18 protein-coding genes are annotated in these 14,017 nt (G+C 23.5%); 9 read left to right on the top strand and 9 right to left on the bottom strand.

Annotated elements, in window-relative coordinates; all coding sequences use genetic code 4:
- Position 1 precedes the first annotated feature (1 nt).
- Complete coding sequence (locus ACOBWH_RS04400) at positions 2–2,971, top strand: hypothetical protein (RefSeq protein WP_424525589.1); 2,970 nt, start codon at positions 2–4, stop codon at positions 2,969–2,971.
- Positions 2,972–3,227: 256 nt separating this feature from the next.
- Here the strand turns inward: ACOBWH_RS04400 and ACOBWH_RS04395 are convergent, their stop codons facing one another.
- From ACOBWH_RS04395 to ACOBWH_RS04355, 9 genes are all read right to left on the bottom strand, one after another.
- Positions 3,228–3,746 (bottom strand): lipoprotein, encoded by a 519-nt coding sequence (locus tag ACOBWH_RS04395; RefSeq protein WP_424525587.1) that lies wholly within the window; start codon positions 3,744–3,746, stop codon positions 3,228–3,230.
- 25 nt (positions 3,747–3,771) lie between these two features.
- The gene (locus tag ACOBWH_RS04390; RefSeq protein ID WP_424525585.1) at positions 3,772–4,407 is read right to left on the bottom strand and encodes a hypothetical protein; all 636 of its coding nucleotides are present in this window, start codon (positions 4,405–4,407) and stop codon (positions 3,772–3,774) included.
- Entirely contained in the window at positions 4,401–5,261 is an 861-nt protein-coding gene (locus ACOBWH_RS04385; RefSeq protein ID WP_424525583.1) for a recombinase RecT, read from the bottom strand. The genes ACOBWH_RS04390 and ACOBWH_RS04385 overlap by 7 nt, the downstream gene beginning before the upstream one ends.
- A gap of 1 nt (position 5,262) precedes the next feature.
- Positions 5,263–6,051, bottom strand: coding sequence for a hypothetical protein (locus tag ACOBWH_RS04380; protein WP_424525581.1), 789 nt, complete (start codon positions 6,049–6,051; stop codon positions 5,263–5,265).
- Entirely contained in the window at positions 6,051–6,206 is a 156-nt protein-coding gene (locus ACOBWH_RS04375; protein WP_424525579.1) for a hypothetical protein, read from the bottom strand. The genes ACOBWH_RS04380 and ACOBWH_RS04375 overlap by 1 nt, the downstream gene beginning before the upstream one ends.
- A gap of 28 nt (positions 6,207–6,234) precedes the next feature.
- Entirely contained in the window at positions 6,235–6,426 is a 192-nt protein-coding gene (locus ACOBWH_RS04370; protein WP_424525577.1) for a hypothetical protein, read from the bottom strand.
- 2 nt (positions 6,427–6,428) lie between these two features.
- Complete coding sequence (locus tag ACOBWH_RS04365; RefSeq protein ID WP_424525575.1) at positions 6,429–6,566, bottom strand: hypothetical protein; 138 nt, start codon at positions 6,564–6,566, stop codon at positions 6,429–6,431.
- Positions 6,530–6,664, bottom strand: coding sequence for a hypothetical protein (locus ACOBWH_RS04360; RefSeq protein WP_424525573.1), 135 nt, complete (start codon positions 6,662–6,664; stop codon positions 6,530–6,532). The genes ACOBWH_RS04365 and ACOBWH_RS04360 overlap by 37 nt, the downstream gene beginning before the upstream one ends.
- 514 nt (positions 6,665–7,178) lie before the next feature.
- A complete protein-coding gene (locus ACOBWH_RS04355; protein ID WP_424525571.1) occupies positions 7,179–7,418 on the bottom strand; it encodes a hypothetical protein in 240 nt (79 codons plus the stop codon).
- Between the two features lie 385 nt (positions 7,419–7,803).
- Between ACOBWH_RS04355 and ACOBWH_RS04350 the strand changes: the two genes are divergently transcribed.
- The 8 genes from ACOBWH_RS04350 (at position 7,804) to ACOBWH_RS04315 (ending at position 13,509) form a co-directional block, all read left to right on the top strand.
- Positions 7,804–8,879, top strand: a protein-coding gene (locus ACOBWH_RS04350; protein ID WP_424527411.1) for an IS3 family transposase whose coding sequence is annotated in 2 segments (ribosomal slippage) — positions 7,804–8,038 and positions 8,038–8,879 — 1,077 coding nt in all. Because the reading frame shifts where the segments join, the coding sequence is not laid out codon by codon here.
- Between the two features lie 15 nt (positions 8,880–8,894).
- Entirely contained in the window at positions 8,895–9,335 is a 441-nt protein-coding gene (locus ACOBWH_RS04345; protein ID WP_424525569.1) for a hypothetical protein, read from the top strand.
- Positions 9,325–10,098 carry a DNA-methyltransferase gene (locus tag ACOBWH_RS04340; protein ID WP_424525567.1) on the top strand — a complete coding sequence of 258 codons (774 nt, stop codon included), beginning with the start codon at positions 9,325–9,327 and terminating at the stop codon, positions 10,096–10,098. The genes ACOBWH_RS04345 and ACOBWH_RS04340 overlap by 11 nt, the downstream gene beginning before the upstream one ends.
- Before the next feature lie 98 nt (positions 10,099–10,196).
- Positions 10,197–10,373 (top strand): hypothetical protein, encoded by a 177-nt coding sequence (locus ACOBWH_RS04335; RefSeq protein ID WP_424525565.1) that lies wholly within the window; start codon positions 10,197–10,199, stop codon positions 10,371–10,373.
- Between the two features lie 533 nt (positions 10,374–10,906).
- Positions 10,907–12,015 (top strand): IS3 family transposase gene (locus tag ACOBWH_RS04330; RefSeq protein ID WP_424527353.1). Its coding sequence is split into 2 segments (ribosomal slippage): positions 10,907–11,147 and positions 11,147–12,015, totalling 1,110 coding nucleotides; the frame shifts between segments, so codons are not numbered across the junction.
- Positions 12,016–12,030: 15 nt separating this feature from the next.
- Positions 12,031–12,471 carry a hypothetical protein gene (locus ACOBWH_RS04325; protein WP_424525569.1) on the top strand — a complete coding sequence of 147 codons (441 nt, stop codon included), beginning with the start codon at positions 12,031–12,033 and terminating at the stop codon, positions 12,469–12,471.
- A complete protein-coding gene (locus ACOBWH_RS04320; RefSeq protein WP_424525567.1) occupies positions 12,461–13,234 on the top strand; it encodes a DNA-methyltransferase in 774 nt (257 codons plus the stop codon). The genes ACOBWH_RS04325 and ACOBWH_RS04320 overlap by 11 nt, the downstream gene beginning before the upstream one ends.
- 98 nt (positions 13,235–13,332) lie before the next feature.
- Positions 13,333–13,509: a hypothetical protein gene (locus ACOBWH_RS04315; RefSeq protein WP_424525565.1), complete on the top strand. Its 177-nt coding sequence runs from the start codon at positions 13,333–13,335 to the stop codon at positions 13,507–13,509.
- The last annotated feature ends 508 nt before the right edge of the window (positions 13,510–14,017 follow it).

Raw genomic sequence — 14,017 nt, 5'->3', positions numbered from 1 at the left:
AATGCAAAAAATTAGTCCAGCAGTTATGCAATTATTAAGAACAGGAGCAGGTGCTACTGCAATAGAAATAAGAGAAAGTATAAAAGAACATAGACATTGAATGGTATTTCCTTTTAATGTTTATAGTTCATATATTCCTGATACAGAAACAGGGTGAAAACCTAATAATGCTAAACCAAGTGATTATGGTAGTTATTCACGCATATTTGATAATATGGAAAGTACGATTGTTCAATGACAAGGTAGTTTAAAAATAGTACAAAAATATAAAGGTGAAGAAATTAATATCTTAACGATTGATGATTTTAAAAATCAACCAATTAACTCAACTATATGAGCCAATAATGAAACACCTTTTGCTATAAAATTAAAAGATGAAAATAATAATGTTTATTGAAAATTAATTGATGGTGAAAACATTTATGATATTAATAGAATGTTAGAATACTTAAATCAATATAAATTAAGTTATTTTATTAATAATGATAATAAAGCCGATAACTTTTATACAAAAGAGGTTAAAGTTGGTAAATATTGAGATGCTTATATGGTTGATGATGTAAGTTCTATTAAATTTGGTGATGCTAAATTTGAACAAGTATTTACTCAACAATCAACAGAACGACAATATACTTTATTAATTTTAGAAGAAGATGCTGAAAAATTAAATATTAATGATTATTATAATTTTTATACTGTATTTAATGACCGTGGTTTAAATATTGGTGGTGGTGATATTAATTCTTCTTCACAAGATAGACAATGATTATATCCCTCAAATGTTATTAATTATTATTCCGTAGAAGATGGTGATTTCTTATGACAAGAAATTACATTTTCAAGTATTAATGACAAAATTAGTCATAGTGGTTTATCAGTAAGACAATTTATTCAAACAAGTGCACCAGGTGAAGGTTATTGTTTTCCTAAAATAACTTATGATAAAAAATTAAATAAAGGTATTGTTGAATTAGATGAGATTTTATTAAAAGACCCAGGCGTTAGAGCAATGGCAGTTAAATTTTATGGTAATCCAATCTTTTTTGATATGCCAGTAATTGGACGACCAATTATTAAAGGTGAATTTAATAAAAAAGTAATGAATTCCCGAGATTTATTAATGTATAATATGTCTCCTGCTCCTCCGGATAAAATTAATACTTATGCTTCACCTGATGTAAGTTGATATAATATTCAAGGTATTCAACCAACAATTATTACTGGATATAAAGATTGAAAAGAATATATTCAATCAATGTCTGATTTTTGAAATGAAAAAAATAATGAGGGTATGGTAATAACAGATAAAGCAAGTTCAACAGCAACTAATCCAACTGTTGGTACAACTATTAAGGAAGAAAATGAAAACTCTAAACCTTATTGGTCTAAAAATTGGAAAATAACACCACCAAATAAAGTAAAAGTAAATAGTGGCAATGTTGATAATATAATTAGTACCCAAGCATCATCATATTTTAGAAGAAAAGACGAATTTGGTAATATAATTGGTCAAGTTCAAATTGAATATAATAAAATGGGCAAATGTAATGTTTGAGATATTTTAAATATGAATAATTTTATTAATCGCCAAATTACTACATTGCCTTTAAACTATACACAAAAATTAGTATTTAATCCTTTTACGATACCTGCTATTGGAAAATTTCTAAATTTTGTTTCGTTTGGTATTCCTTGGGATTGAATTGGTAATTTAACAATTGCCCAAGATGATAAATGACCTAATTTCCCATGACTTAATGGCTTTATGAGTGCTAATGTTTATAGTTTTTATAATGATGCCTTTTGAGGTGATAAGGCTGTGGGTAAAGGTTATTTACCATTTGAAATATTTAGAGAACAAGGTAATGATAAAGTTGGTGCTATGATTGGTGCTAATGCTACTAGTTTAGGTTTTACTACTTTATTAACTGATAAATGCAAAGGTACTGTTTTAACTAAGAATGGTAAATCAACCGAAGAATTAATTTATTCAACATATAATTTAAAACAATTAAATCCTAAAACTAATCGAGTTTATTTAATTAATGAACAAACCAAAGCCGTAGATGCTCAAACACCAGTTAGTGATAGTGAAAAAGATAATGATTTAGAATTTTTACAAACACCAGATGGTACAAATTGTAGTTATATAATTGATATGTTTTCAATTCAAGCATTATATAAAGGTAATTTTGAAATTATCTTTTATGCTGATAATCCATATACAAATAATGAAGAAGATTATTTACGCTTATCAGTATGAAGTTTTAGAGGTAAAACAAAAAGCGTATTAAATAATTATATTCGTGATATGACAACTAATTATAAAACTAGTTTTTTAATACCACATGACTACGAAATACCAACTTTTAATTATCCTGAATATGTTTTACCACCAGTTCCATATAACTATAAACCATACACAACAGAAATTATTTCAGACAATATGAAATTACCTATTAATTCAAGTTTTAAAGTAAATCCAATATGTAATATTGCTGGTTCAACTGGAATTCCTAATTTATTTGATGATACAACAGAATATAAGGGAAATTATGAAGTAGAAATTGATTTAAGAAAAATTGATCCAACTATTCAAAGTATAGAAAAATTTAAAAGTGCTTATAAAACAATTGAATTAAGTAATATGAGTAATTTTTCTGTTAGCAACAATGGTATAAAAATAAGTGATTATAATTATGATAATGTAGAAATTTTTATTGGATATAATGGATGTAATATTAATTGTGGTTTAATAACTGATTTACATATTACAAAATTAGCTAATTTACAAGATGATATAAAAATAAATTTTGATAATATAATAACTTTATATACAGACAATATAACTAATGATGCTCAAACATTTAGTACATCTTCAGCGGATGATTTACCACCAACTGTTCCTTCCAAAGGTTATTTTACATATTATAAAACTAATAATGATGATGGTTTAGCATTTAATTTTTAACATCAGTAATAAGTGGTGCAACTGGACAAAATCCTAATGTAAAAAATGCTTATATAGAAGCATATTATACTAATGATTTAAAATTAAAAATTAGATTTTCAAAAGTAATAAGACCATATTTAAGTTCAAATACACCAGGAAGACCTAATAATATAAATGATAGGACTATATTATGACTTACAAATAATAGTACTGATTCTGTTAAAATTACAATTAAACCAAGATAAAAATAAAAAGAGATTTTACATCTCTTTTTTTATTCATCTTTAACTTTTACATTACCGTCATTATCAACGATTAGATCTGGCTCTGTTGTATCTAAATTTCAACGATAAACTGATTTGAAATGGTCATTTAAGTTTCTTCAACCTTTAAAAGTAGCTCAATCATCATTTTTAATTATTCCAATTGTAGTATAATCTGAGAATACTTGTCAGTAAGATATATCAAAATTAGGATTGGATGTTTTTAAAATATAGCCATATTCAAGTTTTTCATTTTTAAATTTAAAAATTTCTCAGTTATTATTTTTATCAAAGCGAGATACAACATAATATCATTTATTATCAACTTGATTAAATGGTTTTTCTTGTGGTGCTATTCATTCTAAGTTGTTTTTAATGGTTTGATCTGTTGTATCTATTTGGTTTTCTTTTTTTAAATGTTCTAATTCTTCCTTTGTATATTCTTGTTGTGTTTTATTACAAGCAACTAAACTTGTAGAGCTTGTTGCTATTAATCCGATTGCACCTAAAATACTTAATAATTTTTTCATATGTATTCTCCCTCTTTTATCTATTTTATTCACATCTTTTTTCGTTGCATATTAAACAAATATCGTATTTATTGTCATAGTTTTTATTTTTACTCTTATAAATAGCATGATTTAGATCTAAAAATAAGGGAGTAATAATAAAAATACCTAAATTGTTATCGTTAATTGTACTAAAAAATAATCTAGGTTTATTCCCAGATAAACCACATTGAAATATATTTGCGCTAATTATATGATTACTTATTTTTTCATTATTATATTTTCAACCTTTACCATATTCATAAGTTAAATTAACATCTTTTTCAAATTCTCATAAACAATTATCATTATATTTACTTAAATTTTCCATATTTTTAACAACTGATTTAGTATGGCGTGGTGATACTAAAGTAATATAATCTTCAAATTGTTTTTCAATAGCACCTAATAGTCGTAATAAATCATCTCTATCTTTACTTGCATTAGCAGATGTATATAAACAATTTTCAATATTTATAATTTCATTTTGATATAGATATTCTCAAATAATTTCAATAATATAAGTAGCATGACATTTTCAATCTTTATTATCAAACAATTCTTTTCTAATAAGTTTATTATCTTCAAAAATAGCAATAGCGGTAGTACCAGTTCCTGATGGGTCAATACCAATTTTTATCATGCGTATACATCCTCATCATTGTTATTATTAACTACTGGTACTACATTTGATATATCTTCTTTTTTAACTACATTATTGTTTGTGTCCGCTATTTCTGTATAAGATGCGGTATTTATATTATTTGATAAGGGTTCATCGTTAATTTGCCCCTTATTTTTGGCGACAGTAATATCATTAAATGGTATATAATCAAAATTACCATCTTCTTTAATTTCTTTTTCATCTAAATCAATATCTGAAATATCAATACCCATTTCTAATGCTAATTTACGATATAACTTAGCTTCAACCATTTCTTTTGGTCATTTATTTCAAGGTGAATATTCACTATTTCCACTTGGACTACTATTTTTTAAACGGTCAATATCTGCTTTTCTTAATAATATACCTTGATAATTTCCATTATTATCTTTGGCAAAAGCATAAGCACCAATAATTTCATTATAATCACTAGTATTTACATTAAAATTAATCTCATGTAATTTAGGGCAAGAATTTAAAGTATCTCATTCAAATTTTTCACCTTTAAAAATAATTGCTTTTCTTGGACTATAACCTGCTTCTTCAATTTTTTTACAATAAACTTTACTATCAATAATAGTTGTTAATTTATTTTTAAATGGAATAATATTAAAATCTTTACTAAAAATTAATCCTTTATTACTTAATTTAATAATTCCTAATGCTGTGATTTTAGCATTATCAGCATTATTAATTAATTGCATATAAGATTGTCCATTTTTCATTTTTAATTCTTCAAGTGCTAAAATATTTTCTTTTAAATATTTATCATTAACTTTAATTTCATATTTAATAATTGCACCTTTAATATATTGCTGTAATTCATTTGCCATATTATTTATCTCCTTTATTTATTTTAAAATTAATACCTTTAATGCCAATTAAATTAATATCTTTATTACTATCTCATTGGTTTTTAATTTCATTTTTAACAATTTTTTCATCAATAATTAAATAATTTTTAATTAAATTAATAAGTTCTAATTTATCTGCATTTTGTAAAAAATCATCATTAATACCAATTAATTCAATATCTTTAATTAATAATTTATCTTTAATAATATTAATACCAACTTTTTTTAATTGTTTTGGATCAAGTGATTTATCAATTTCTTCAATTTTTTCCATTACACGAACTTGTTCATCTTGAATTTGGTCTATATCTAAACCCATATCAACAGTTAAATTATTTGCTTTTTCAATTAATTCTTGCTTTTTTAATTCTTGTTCTTTTAAAAACTCTTGTTGTTTTTGTTTGCGAGCTTGTGTCAAATTATTATTAATTTCAACTCTGTATCTTTCAATATAATTTCTATAATTAGTAATTATTTTACCAATTCTATTATGTTCATCTAATAATTTTTGAACAGGTTCTAATCATTCTTTAAAAACAAAATTATTTTTAGTAATAGCACTTGGAATATCTTTTAAATGAACATCTTGATAACCATTTAATGCATAATGATTAATATGTCTAAAAATATACTCAGTTAATTCTTGTTTATTTTCTTCTTTAATTTTTTGAATATTATACGCTAAAAGACTTGCATTTTTAAAATCATCTCCTTTTAAAGGAAATTGAAATGTAATATTATTTACTATATTTTTAACTACATCATTCATTATTTATCATCTCCAATCAATTTTTTTAAATCATTAATTACAACTTTTAACATTTTTCGATGAGTTGGACAAAAAATATAATTTTCATTATAACTTAGATATAATCCATCTTTTGAATGTTTCTTAATTCAATCTTTACTAGCATATTTACTCATTTTTTAATCATCCTTTCTAAAATAAGTATTAATCTTCATTTACAATATAATTATTTTTGGGTTTATCAAAATATAAATGAGTAAGATTATCAATTTCTTCAGGTGTTAATTTTTTCTTTTCAACTTCAATTTCATAACGATCCATAATTGCTAAACCATAATCTTTATAACAATCTGGATAATTATCAAACATTTCATTTAATAAATCTTTTAAATTCATAATTATTTATCTCCTTGCCATTTAATATTTTCATTTTCTAAATCAATAATAGTTGTTGACCATTTTTGTTTATTTTTAAACTCAGCAGTAATTTTTGCTTCTTCTAATGTATAAAAAAATGATGTTTGCCTAATGCTCAATCTCAATGTTCATCAGTCATATCTTCAAATGATACTGAATAACTTTTAAGCATTAATTCATTTAATTTATTAATAGTTTTTTTATTTAACTTTTTCATAAAAACCTCCTAAATTATTCCTTTGATTTTTTGGTCAATTTACAAACTTTTATATTCTGTCATTTATTTATCCTCCTAGTTTTAACTCGCTGGCACTCACTCCCAAGTGAAAGTGTCAAGCGAGAATTATTTACATAAAGTATTTATCTATTTATTTACTACGCCATCCGCTTCACTGCGGGTGAGCGGTGGCGGTATATTATTTAATAATCCACAGTTGTTTTTTGTTTTTTACGCCAGAGAGTTTTTTCTCTCTTCATCCGCACCATTTCAGGTCAAAGCGTTCAGTTTTTAAAATAAATTCACTTGCACCTTGAAGAGCCTAATGCTATACGCAAATTTATTTATAAAGTGATCATCTCAATATTTATTGTCGTTCGATGTTGACTTTGCACTTATCACGACTATCGCTTTTGTTAAAACGTCTATTATTTCCGGACTGATTACCGTTGGGCTAGACCGCCTATGTGGAATAAAAACACTTAGTTATTAAAAATAACCGTCCCACACTGCATTAAGTTGTTTTATAAAATCAAAGTTTTAAAAAACCAGTTTCATAATCAAAGATAATTTTTGAATTTTCTAGTTTTTGATAAAATTGCTTTTGTGTTCTATCTTTTACTTTATTCAATAAATCTTTATGTTTTTCACAAGTTCATAAAACTTTATTTGATACAAATTCTTCGGTAATGAATGATATTGTTTTATAGCAGTTATCAATATCGCAAATTTGTTGTTGCTTATTAATTTTCATTACTTACTCCTTTCTTTTATTAAGTTTTTTTATTAGCAAATTAATTAACTGAAACAGAGAAAGGACAACACCTTAAATTAGGAGAAAAACAGATACACTTTGTAAAGATTTCTAAGATATTTAATAAATGTGTAAACAACTTAAAGAGGGTATCAAAAAGTTATTATAGTTTTTTTATAAATATTTAAGATGCTGTCCTTTCTTTGAAACAATTAATAATTTTGGTTTTACAAATAAAAAACCATTTTAGTAAATGGTTTAATTTATTATTCTTATTCAATTTCCGAGTTTTTTTCCAAAACCCTTATTTTATTTATACGACCGCATGGATAGGTTACAATAACTTGGACCATATTTATGTAGACTGTAAAAAAATAAGCTAAAATTATTAGGAAAGCAGGAATATAAAAATGGTAAAAGTAATATTGAAATTGTTAACGAATATAAAATTTCAAAGGCAGTTCTTTATCAATGAGTAAAAAAATTTGAGAATTCTGGTTCTTTTAAAGCTAAAGACAATCGCTCTGTTGAAGAAAATGAACTTATTCAGTTGCGAAAAGAAAACAAACAATTACGAATGGAAAATGATATTTTAAAGCAAGCAGCACTGAAAATCGGCAAAAAGTAATATTAATTACTAACAATAAAGACAAATATTCAGTGAGGAAAATGTGTCAAATATTAAAGATAGCAAAATCAAAGTATTATTATCAAATTAATAAGATCACTAAAACTGAAATTAATATTTATGAAAATGAAGTTATCAGTGCATTTAAAGAAAGCTATAAAGTTTATGGTGCTAGAAAAATTAAAATTATTTTAGCAAGAAAGAACATTATTTTATCTCGACGAAAAATTAGAAGAATTATGGCAATAAATAATTTAGTATCAAAATATACTAAATTAAAATATCGCAATCATAAATCTCCTGTAAATAATGATCAAATTAGTAATATTCTAAATCGTGAGTTTAGTAATAAAAGACAAAATGAAGTTATTGTGAGCGATTTAACCTATGTTCAAGTTGGTTCAAAATGACATTATATTTGCTTACTAATTGATTTATTTAACCGTGAAGTAATTGGCTATAGCGCTGGAACAAATAAAACTGCTGAACTAGTTCAGCAGGCATTTTATAAAATAACACGACCACTAAATCAAATTAGGTTGTTTCATACAGATCGTGGTAATGAATTTAAAAATAAAATTATTGAAGAAATTTTATTAACATTTAATATTAAAAGATCATTAAGTGCAAAAGGTTGCCCTTACGATAACGCAGTAGCTGAAACAACCTATAAAGCTTTTAAAACTGAATTTATTAATGGTCGAAAATTTAAAAATTTAGAACAATTAAAGTTGGAACTATTTAATTTCATTAATTGATACAACAATATTCGAATTCATGGTAGTTTGAATTACTTAACTCCAGTTGAATTTAGAAATCAGAAGTCTACATAAAAAGTGTCCTAAAAAGTGTTGCCATTCCAAAAACAAGAATTTATAAATAAAGATTGAAAAAAACATTATGAATTTATTGATAATTTAATAAATAAATATTATTATGCCGATGATGAATATGGCTATTTAATTAAAGATAGTTGAAAACTAATTTTAAAAATTGAAAATTGTTTATATACATCTGCTAATGCAAGTAAAGATAGAGATGATTTATTACGACTATTAGGTGCTATTGAAAAACAATTTGAAGATTATATTACTTTAGTATCACCACGCCATACTAAATCATTTGTTAAAAATATGGAAAATTTAAGTAAATATAATGATGGTTTCATTCAAGATTTTAGTAAAGATGAAAATTTAACTTATCAATATGGCCAAGGTTGAAAATATAATAATGAAAAAATATCTCATCATATTAGAGATGCAATTATAATAGCTCATTATGAAAACTAATTTAGGTGAATTAATACTTGGTGATTCATTAGAAATATTAAAAACAATACCTGATAAAAGTATTGATTTAATATTAACTGATCCACCTTACCTTTACCCTGATATTGCTAAAAAATTAGAAAATAAAGAAAAACATATTGAATATAATTTAAAAAAATTAAATGATCCTAATACATCTAATATTCAATATCAAATTCGTAAAAGAGAACTTGAATTTTTACAAGGTGAATTTATTGATAGTTTTGATATACCATTATATTTTAAAGAATGAATGCGAATTATTAAAAAACCAAATTTTATTATTTATTTATCAAAACAGCAATTAAAAGAATATTTAATTGAAATTGAAAATTATAATTTAAAGTTTGAATTAATAATTTATCAAAAAACAAATGATGCACCTAGTAATAATGCATATCGTAAAGATAAAGAATTATGTTTATATATTTATAATAAACCAATTTCTTATAGTAATGTTTGAAATCAAGATATGAAAACTATTTATCAAATTACTAATAGTAATAATCAATTTATAGGAACAATTAAACATCCTACTGTTAAAGATATTAATTTAATAAAACTACAAATTAATAAACATAGTAAAGTTGGCGATACTGTATTAGATTGTTTTTTAGGGAGTGGAACAACTGCTATTGCTTGTGAACAATTAAATTGCAAATGAATTGGAATTGAAATAAATGAAAAATATTATAACTTAACAAAGGAGCGATTAAAATATGTTCAACCAACATTATTCTATTAAAATAAAATGTAATGAATGTAATAAAAATATTAATCACGGTAATATTGTTGCTAAAAATAATAAAGTAATGCATTATCTTTGTTATAAAAGGTTTAAAAATGAAATCAAAAAAGCATCAAGTTGTAATTAGAAATATTAATGTTTATTTAAATAAAGAACAAGAAAAAGTATGAAATGAATTACCTGAATTATATACTAATAATCAACGAATACAGCATTTTATAAATTATTATATTGTAAATGAAAGGAAAAAAGTAAATGAAAATAAAAAATAAAAATTTAGAATTAATATTAGAAAATAAAAAATAACCTTAATTGGTTATTTTTTAAATTTAATAATTAACTCACCAATTTTCTATAAAGTATTATATTTTGAATTATATCTTTACCAAAATTTCCAAATGATATATTTCCATATTCAGTATTTATTCTTACGATTAAATTATTATCTAGTGTTGGAATATATCTTGTTCATTCAATAGCACCATTATAATTTATGGGTGTTTCAATAGCTGTAGTTAAAGTAATATTCTGTTGATACTTATAAATTGCTCATAATTTATATTGATATTTTGTTTTATTAAAATCTTTAATAAAATATTGTGACCCATCTGGAATAAAATCACTAATATCAACTACTTCTCAATCATTACCACCGCTAATTGAAATATCACCATTACCTAATAATGAATTACCATTAATAGTTTTAATATTTGTACCGCTTACTAATTTATCTTGTAACTTGGACCATATTTATGTAGACTGTAAAAAAATAAGTTAAAATTATTAGGAAAGCAGGAATATAAAAATGGCAAAAAACCAGTACACCGATGAATTCAAGAAACAAATCGTAATGTTATATAAAAATGGTAAAAGTAATATTGAAATTGTTAACGAATATAAAATTTCAAAGGCAGTTCTTTATCAATGAGTAAAAAAATTTGAGAATTCTGGTTCTTTTAAAGCAAAAGATAACAGAACACCAGAAGAAAATGAGTTAATTGAACTAAGAAAACGAAATAAGCAACTAGAAATGGAAAATGATATTTTAAAGCAAGCAGCACTGATAATCGGCAAAAAGTAATATTAATTACTAACAATAAAGACAAATATTCAGTGAGGAAAATGTGTCAAATATTAAAGATAGCAAAATCAAAGTATTATTATCAAATTAATAAGAACACTAAAACTGAAATTAATATTTATGAAAATGAAGTTATCAGTGCATTTAAAGAAAGCTATAAAGTTTATGGTGCTAGAAAAATTAAAATTATTTTAGCAAGAAAGAACATTATTTTATCTCGACGAAAAATTAGAAGAATTATGGCAATAAATAATTTAGTATCAAAATATACTAAATTAAAATATCGCAATCATAAATCTCCTGTAAATAATGATCAAAATAGTAATATTCTAAATCGTGAGTTTAGTAATAAAAGACAAAATGAAGTTATTGTGAGCGATTTAACCTATGTTCAAGTTGGTTCAAAATGACATTATATTTGCTTACTAATTGATTTATTTAACCGTGAAGTAATTGGCTATAGCGCTGGAACAAATAAAACTGCTGAACTAGTTCAGCAGGCATTTTATAAAATAACATGACCACTAAATCAAATTAGGTTGTTTCATACAGATCGTGGTAATGAATTTAAAAATAAAATTATTGAAGAAATTTTATTAACATTTAATATTAAAAGATCATTAAGTGCAAAAGGTTGCCCTTACGATAACGCAGTAGCTGAAACAACCTATAAAGCTTTTAAAACTGAATTTATTAATGGTCGAAAATTTAAAAATTTAGAACAATTAAAGTTGGAACTATTTAATTTCATTAATTGATACAACAATATTCGAATTCATGGTAGTTTGAATTACTTAACTCCAGTTGAATTTAGAAATCAGAAGTCTACATAAAAAGTGTCCTAAAAAGTGTTGCCATTCCAAAAACAAGAATTTATAAATAAAGATTGAAAAAAACATTATGAATTTATTGATAATTTAATAAATAAATATTATTATGCCGATGATGAATATGGCTATTTAATTAAAGATAGTTGAAAACTAATTTTAAAAATTGAAAATTGTTTATATACATCTGCTAATGCAAGTAAAGATAGAGATGATTTATTACGACTATTAGGTGCTATTGAAAAACAATTTGAAGATTATATTACTTTAGTATCACCACGCCATACTAAATCATTTGTTAAAAATATGGAAAATTTAAGTAAATATAATGATGGTTTCATTCAAGATTTTAGTAAAGATGAAAATTTAACTTATCAATATGGCCAAGGTTGAAAATATAATAATGAAAAAATATCTCATCATATTAGAGATGCAATTATAATAGCTCATTATGAAAACTAATTTAGGTGAATTAATACTTGGTGATTCATTAGAAATATTAAAAACAATACCTGATAAAAGTATTGATTTAATATTAACTGATCCACCTTACCTTTACCCTGATATTGCTAAAAAATTAGAAAATAAAGAAAAACATATTGAATATAATTTAAAAAAATTAAATGATCCTAATACATCTAATATTCAATATCAAATTCGTAAAAGAGAACTTGAATTTTTACAAGGTGAATTTATTGATAGTTTTGATATACCATTATATTTTAAAGAATGAATGCGAATTATTAAAAAACCAAATTTTATTATTTATTTATCAAAACAGCAATTAAAAGAATATTTAATTGAAATTGAAAATTATAATTTAAAGTTTGAATTAATAATTTATCAAAAAACAAATGATGCACCTAGTAATAATGCATATCGTAAAGATAAAGAATTATGTTTATATATTTATAATAAACCAATTTCTTATAGTAATGTTTGAAATCAAGATATGAAAACTATTTATCAAATTACTAATAGTAATAATCAATTTATAGGAACAATTAAACATCCTACTGTTAAAGATATTAATTTAATAAAACTACAAATTAATAAACATAGTAAAGTTGGCGATACTGTATTAGATTGTTTTTTAGGGAGTGGAACAACTGCTATTGCTTGTGAACAATTAAATTGCAAATGAATTGGAATTGAAATAAATGAAAAATATTATAACTTAACAAAGGAGCGATTAAAATATGTTCAACCAACATTATTCTATTAAAATAAAATGTAATGAATGTAATAAAAATATTAATCACGGTAATATTGTTGCTAAAAATAATAAAGTAATGCATTATCTTTGTTATAAAAGGTTTAAAAATGAAATCAAAAAAGCATCAAGTTGTAATTAGAAATATTAATGTTTATTTAAATAAAGAACAAGAAAAAGTATGAAATGAATTACCTGAATTATATACTAATAATCAACGAATACAGCATTTTATAAATTATTATATTGTAAATGAAAGGAAAAAAGTAAATGAAAATAAAAAATAAAAATTTAGAATTAATATTAGAAAATAAAAAATAACCTTAATTGGTTATTTTTTAAATTTAATAATTAACTCACCAATTTTCTATAAAGTATTATATTTTGAATTATATCTTTACCAAAATTTCCAAATGATATATTTCCATATTCAGTATTTATTCTTACGATTAAATTATTATCTAGTGTTGGAATATATCTTGTTCATTCAATAGCACCATTATAATTTATGGGTGTTTCAATAGCTGTAGTTAAAGTAATATTCTGTTGATACTTATAAATTGCTCATAATTTATATTGATATTTTGTTTTATTAAAATCTTTAATAAAATATTGTGACCCATCTGGAATAAAATCACTAATATCAACTACTTCTCAATCATTACCACCGCTAATTGAAATATCACCATTACCTAATAATGAATTACCATTAATAGTTTTAATATTTGTACCGCTTACTAATTTATCTTGTAACTTGGACCATATTTATGTAGACTGTAAAAAAATAAGTTAAAA

Origin of the sequence: Spiroplasma endosymbiont of Glossina fuscipes fuscipes (genome assembly GCF_049669535.1) — a bacterium.
In the GTDB taxonomy this organism is placed as follows: Bacteria; Bacillota_I; Bacilli_A; order Mycoplasmatales; family Mycoplasmataceae; genus Spiroplasma.
Note: the sequence above shows the minus strand (reverse complement) of the source record. Positions and strands in the feature narration are given on the sequence as shown.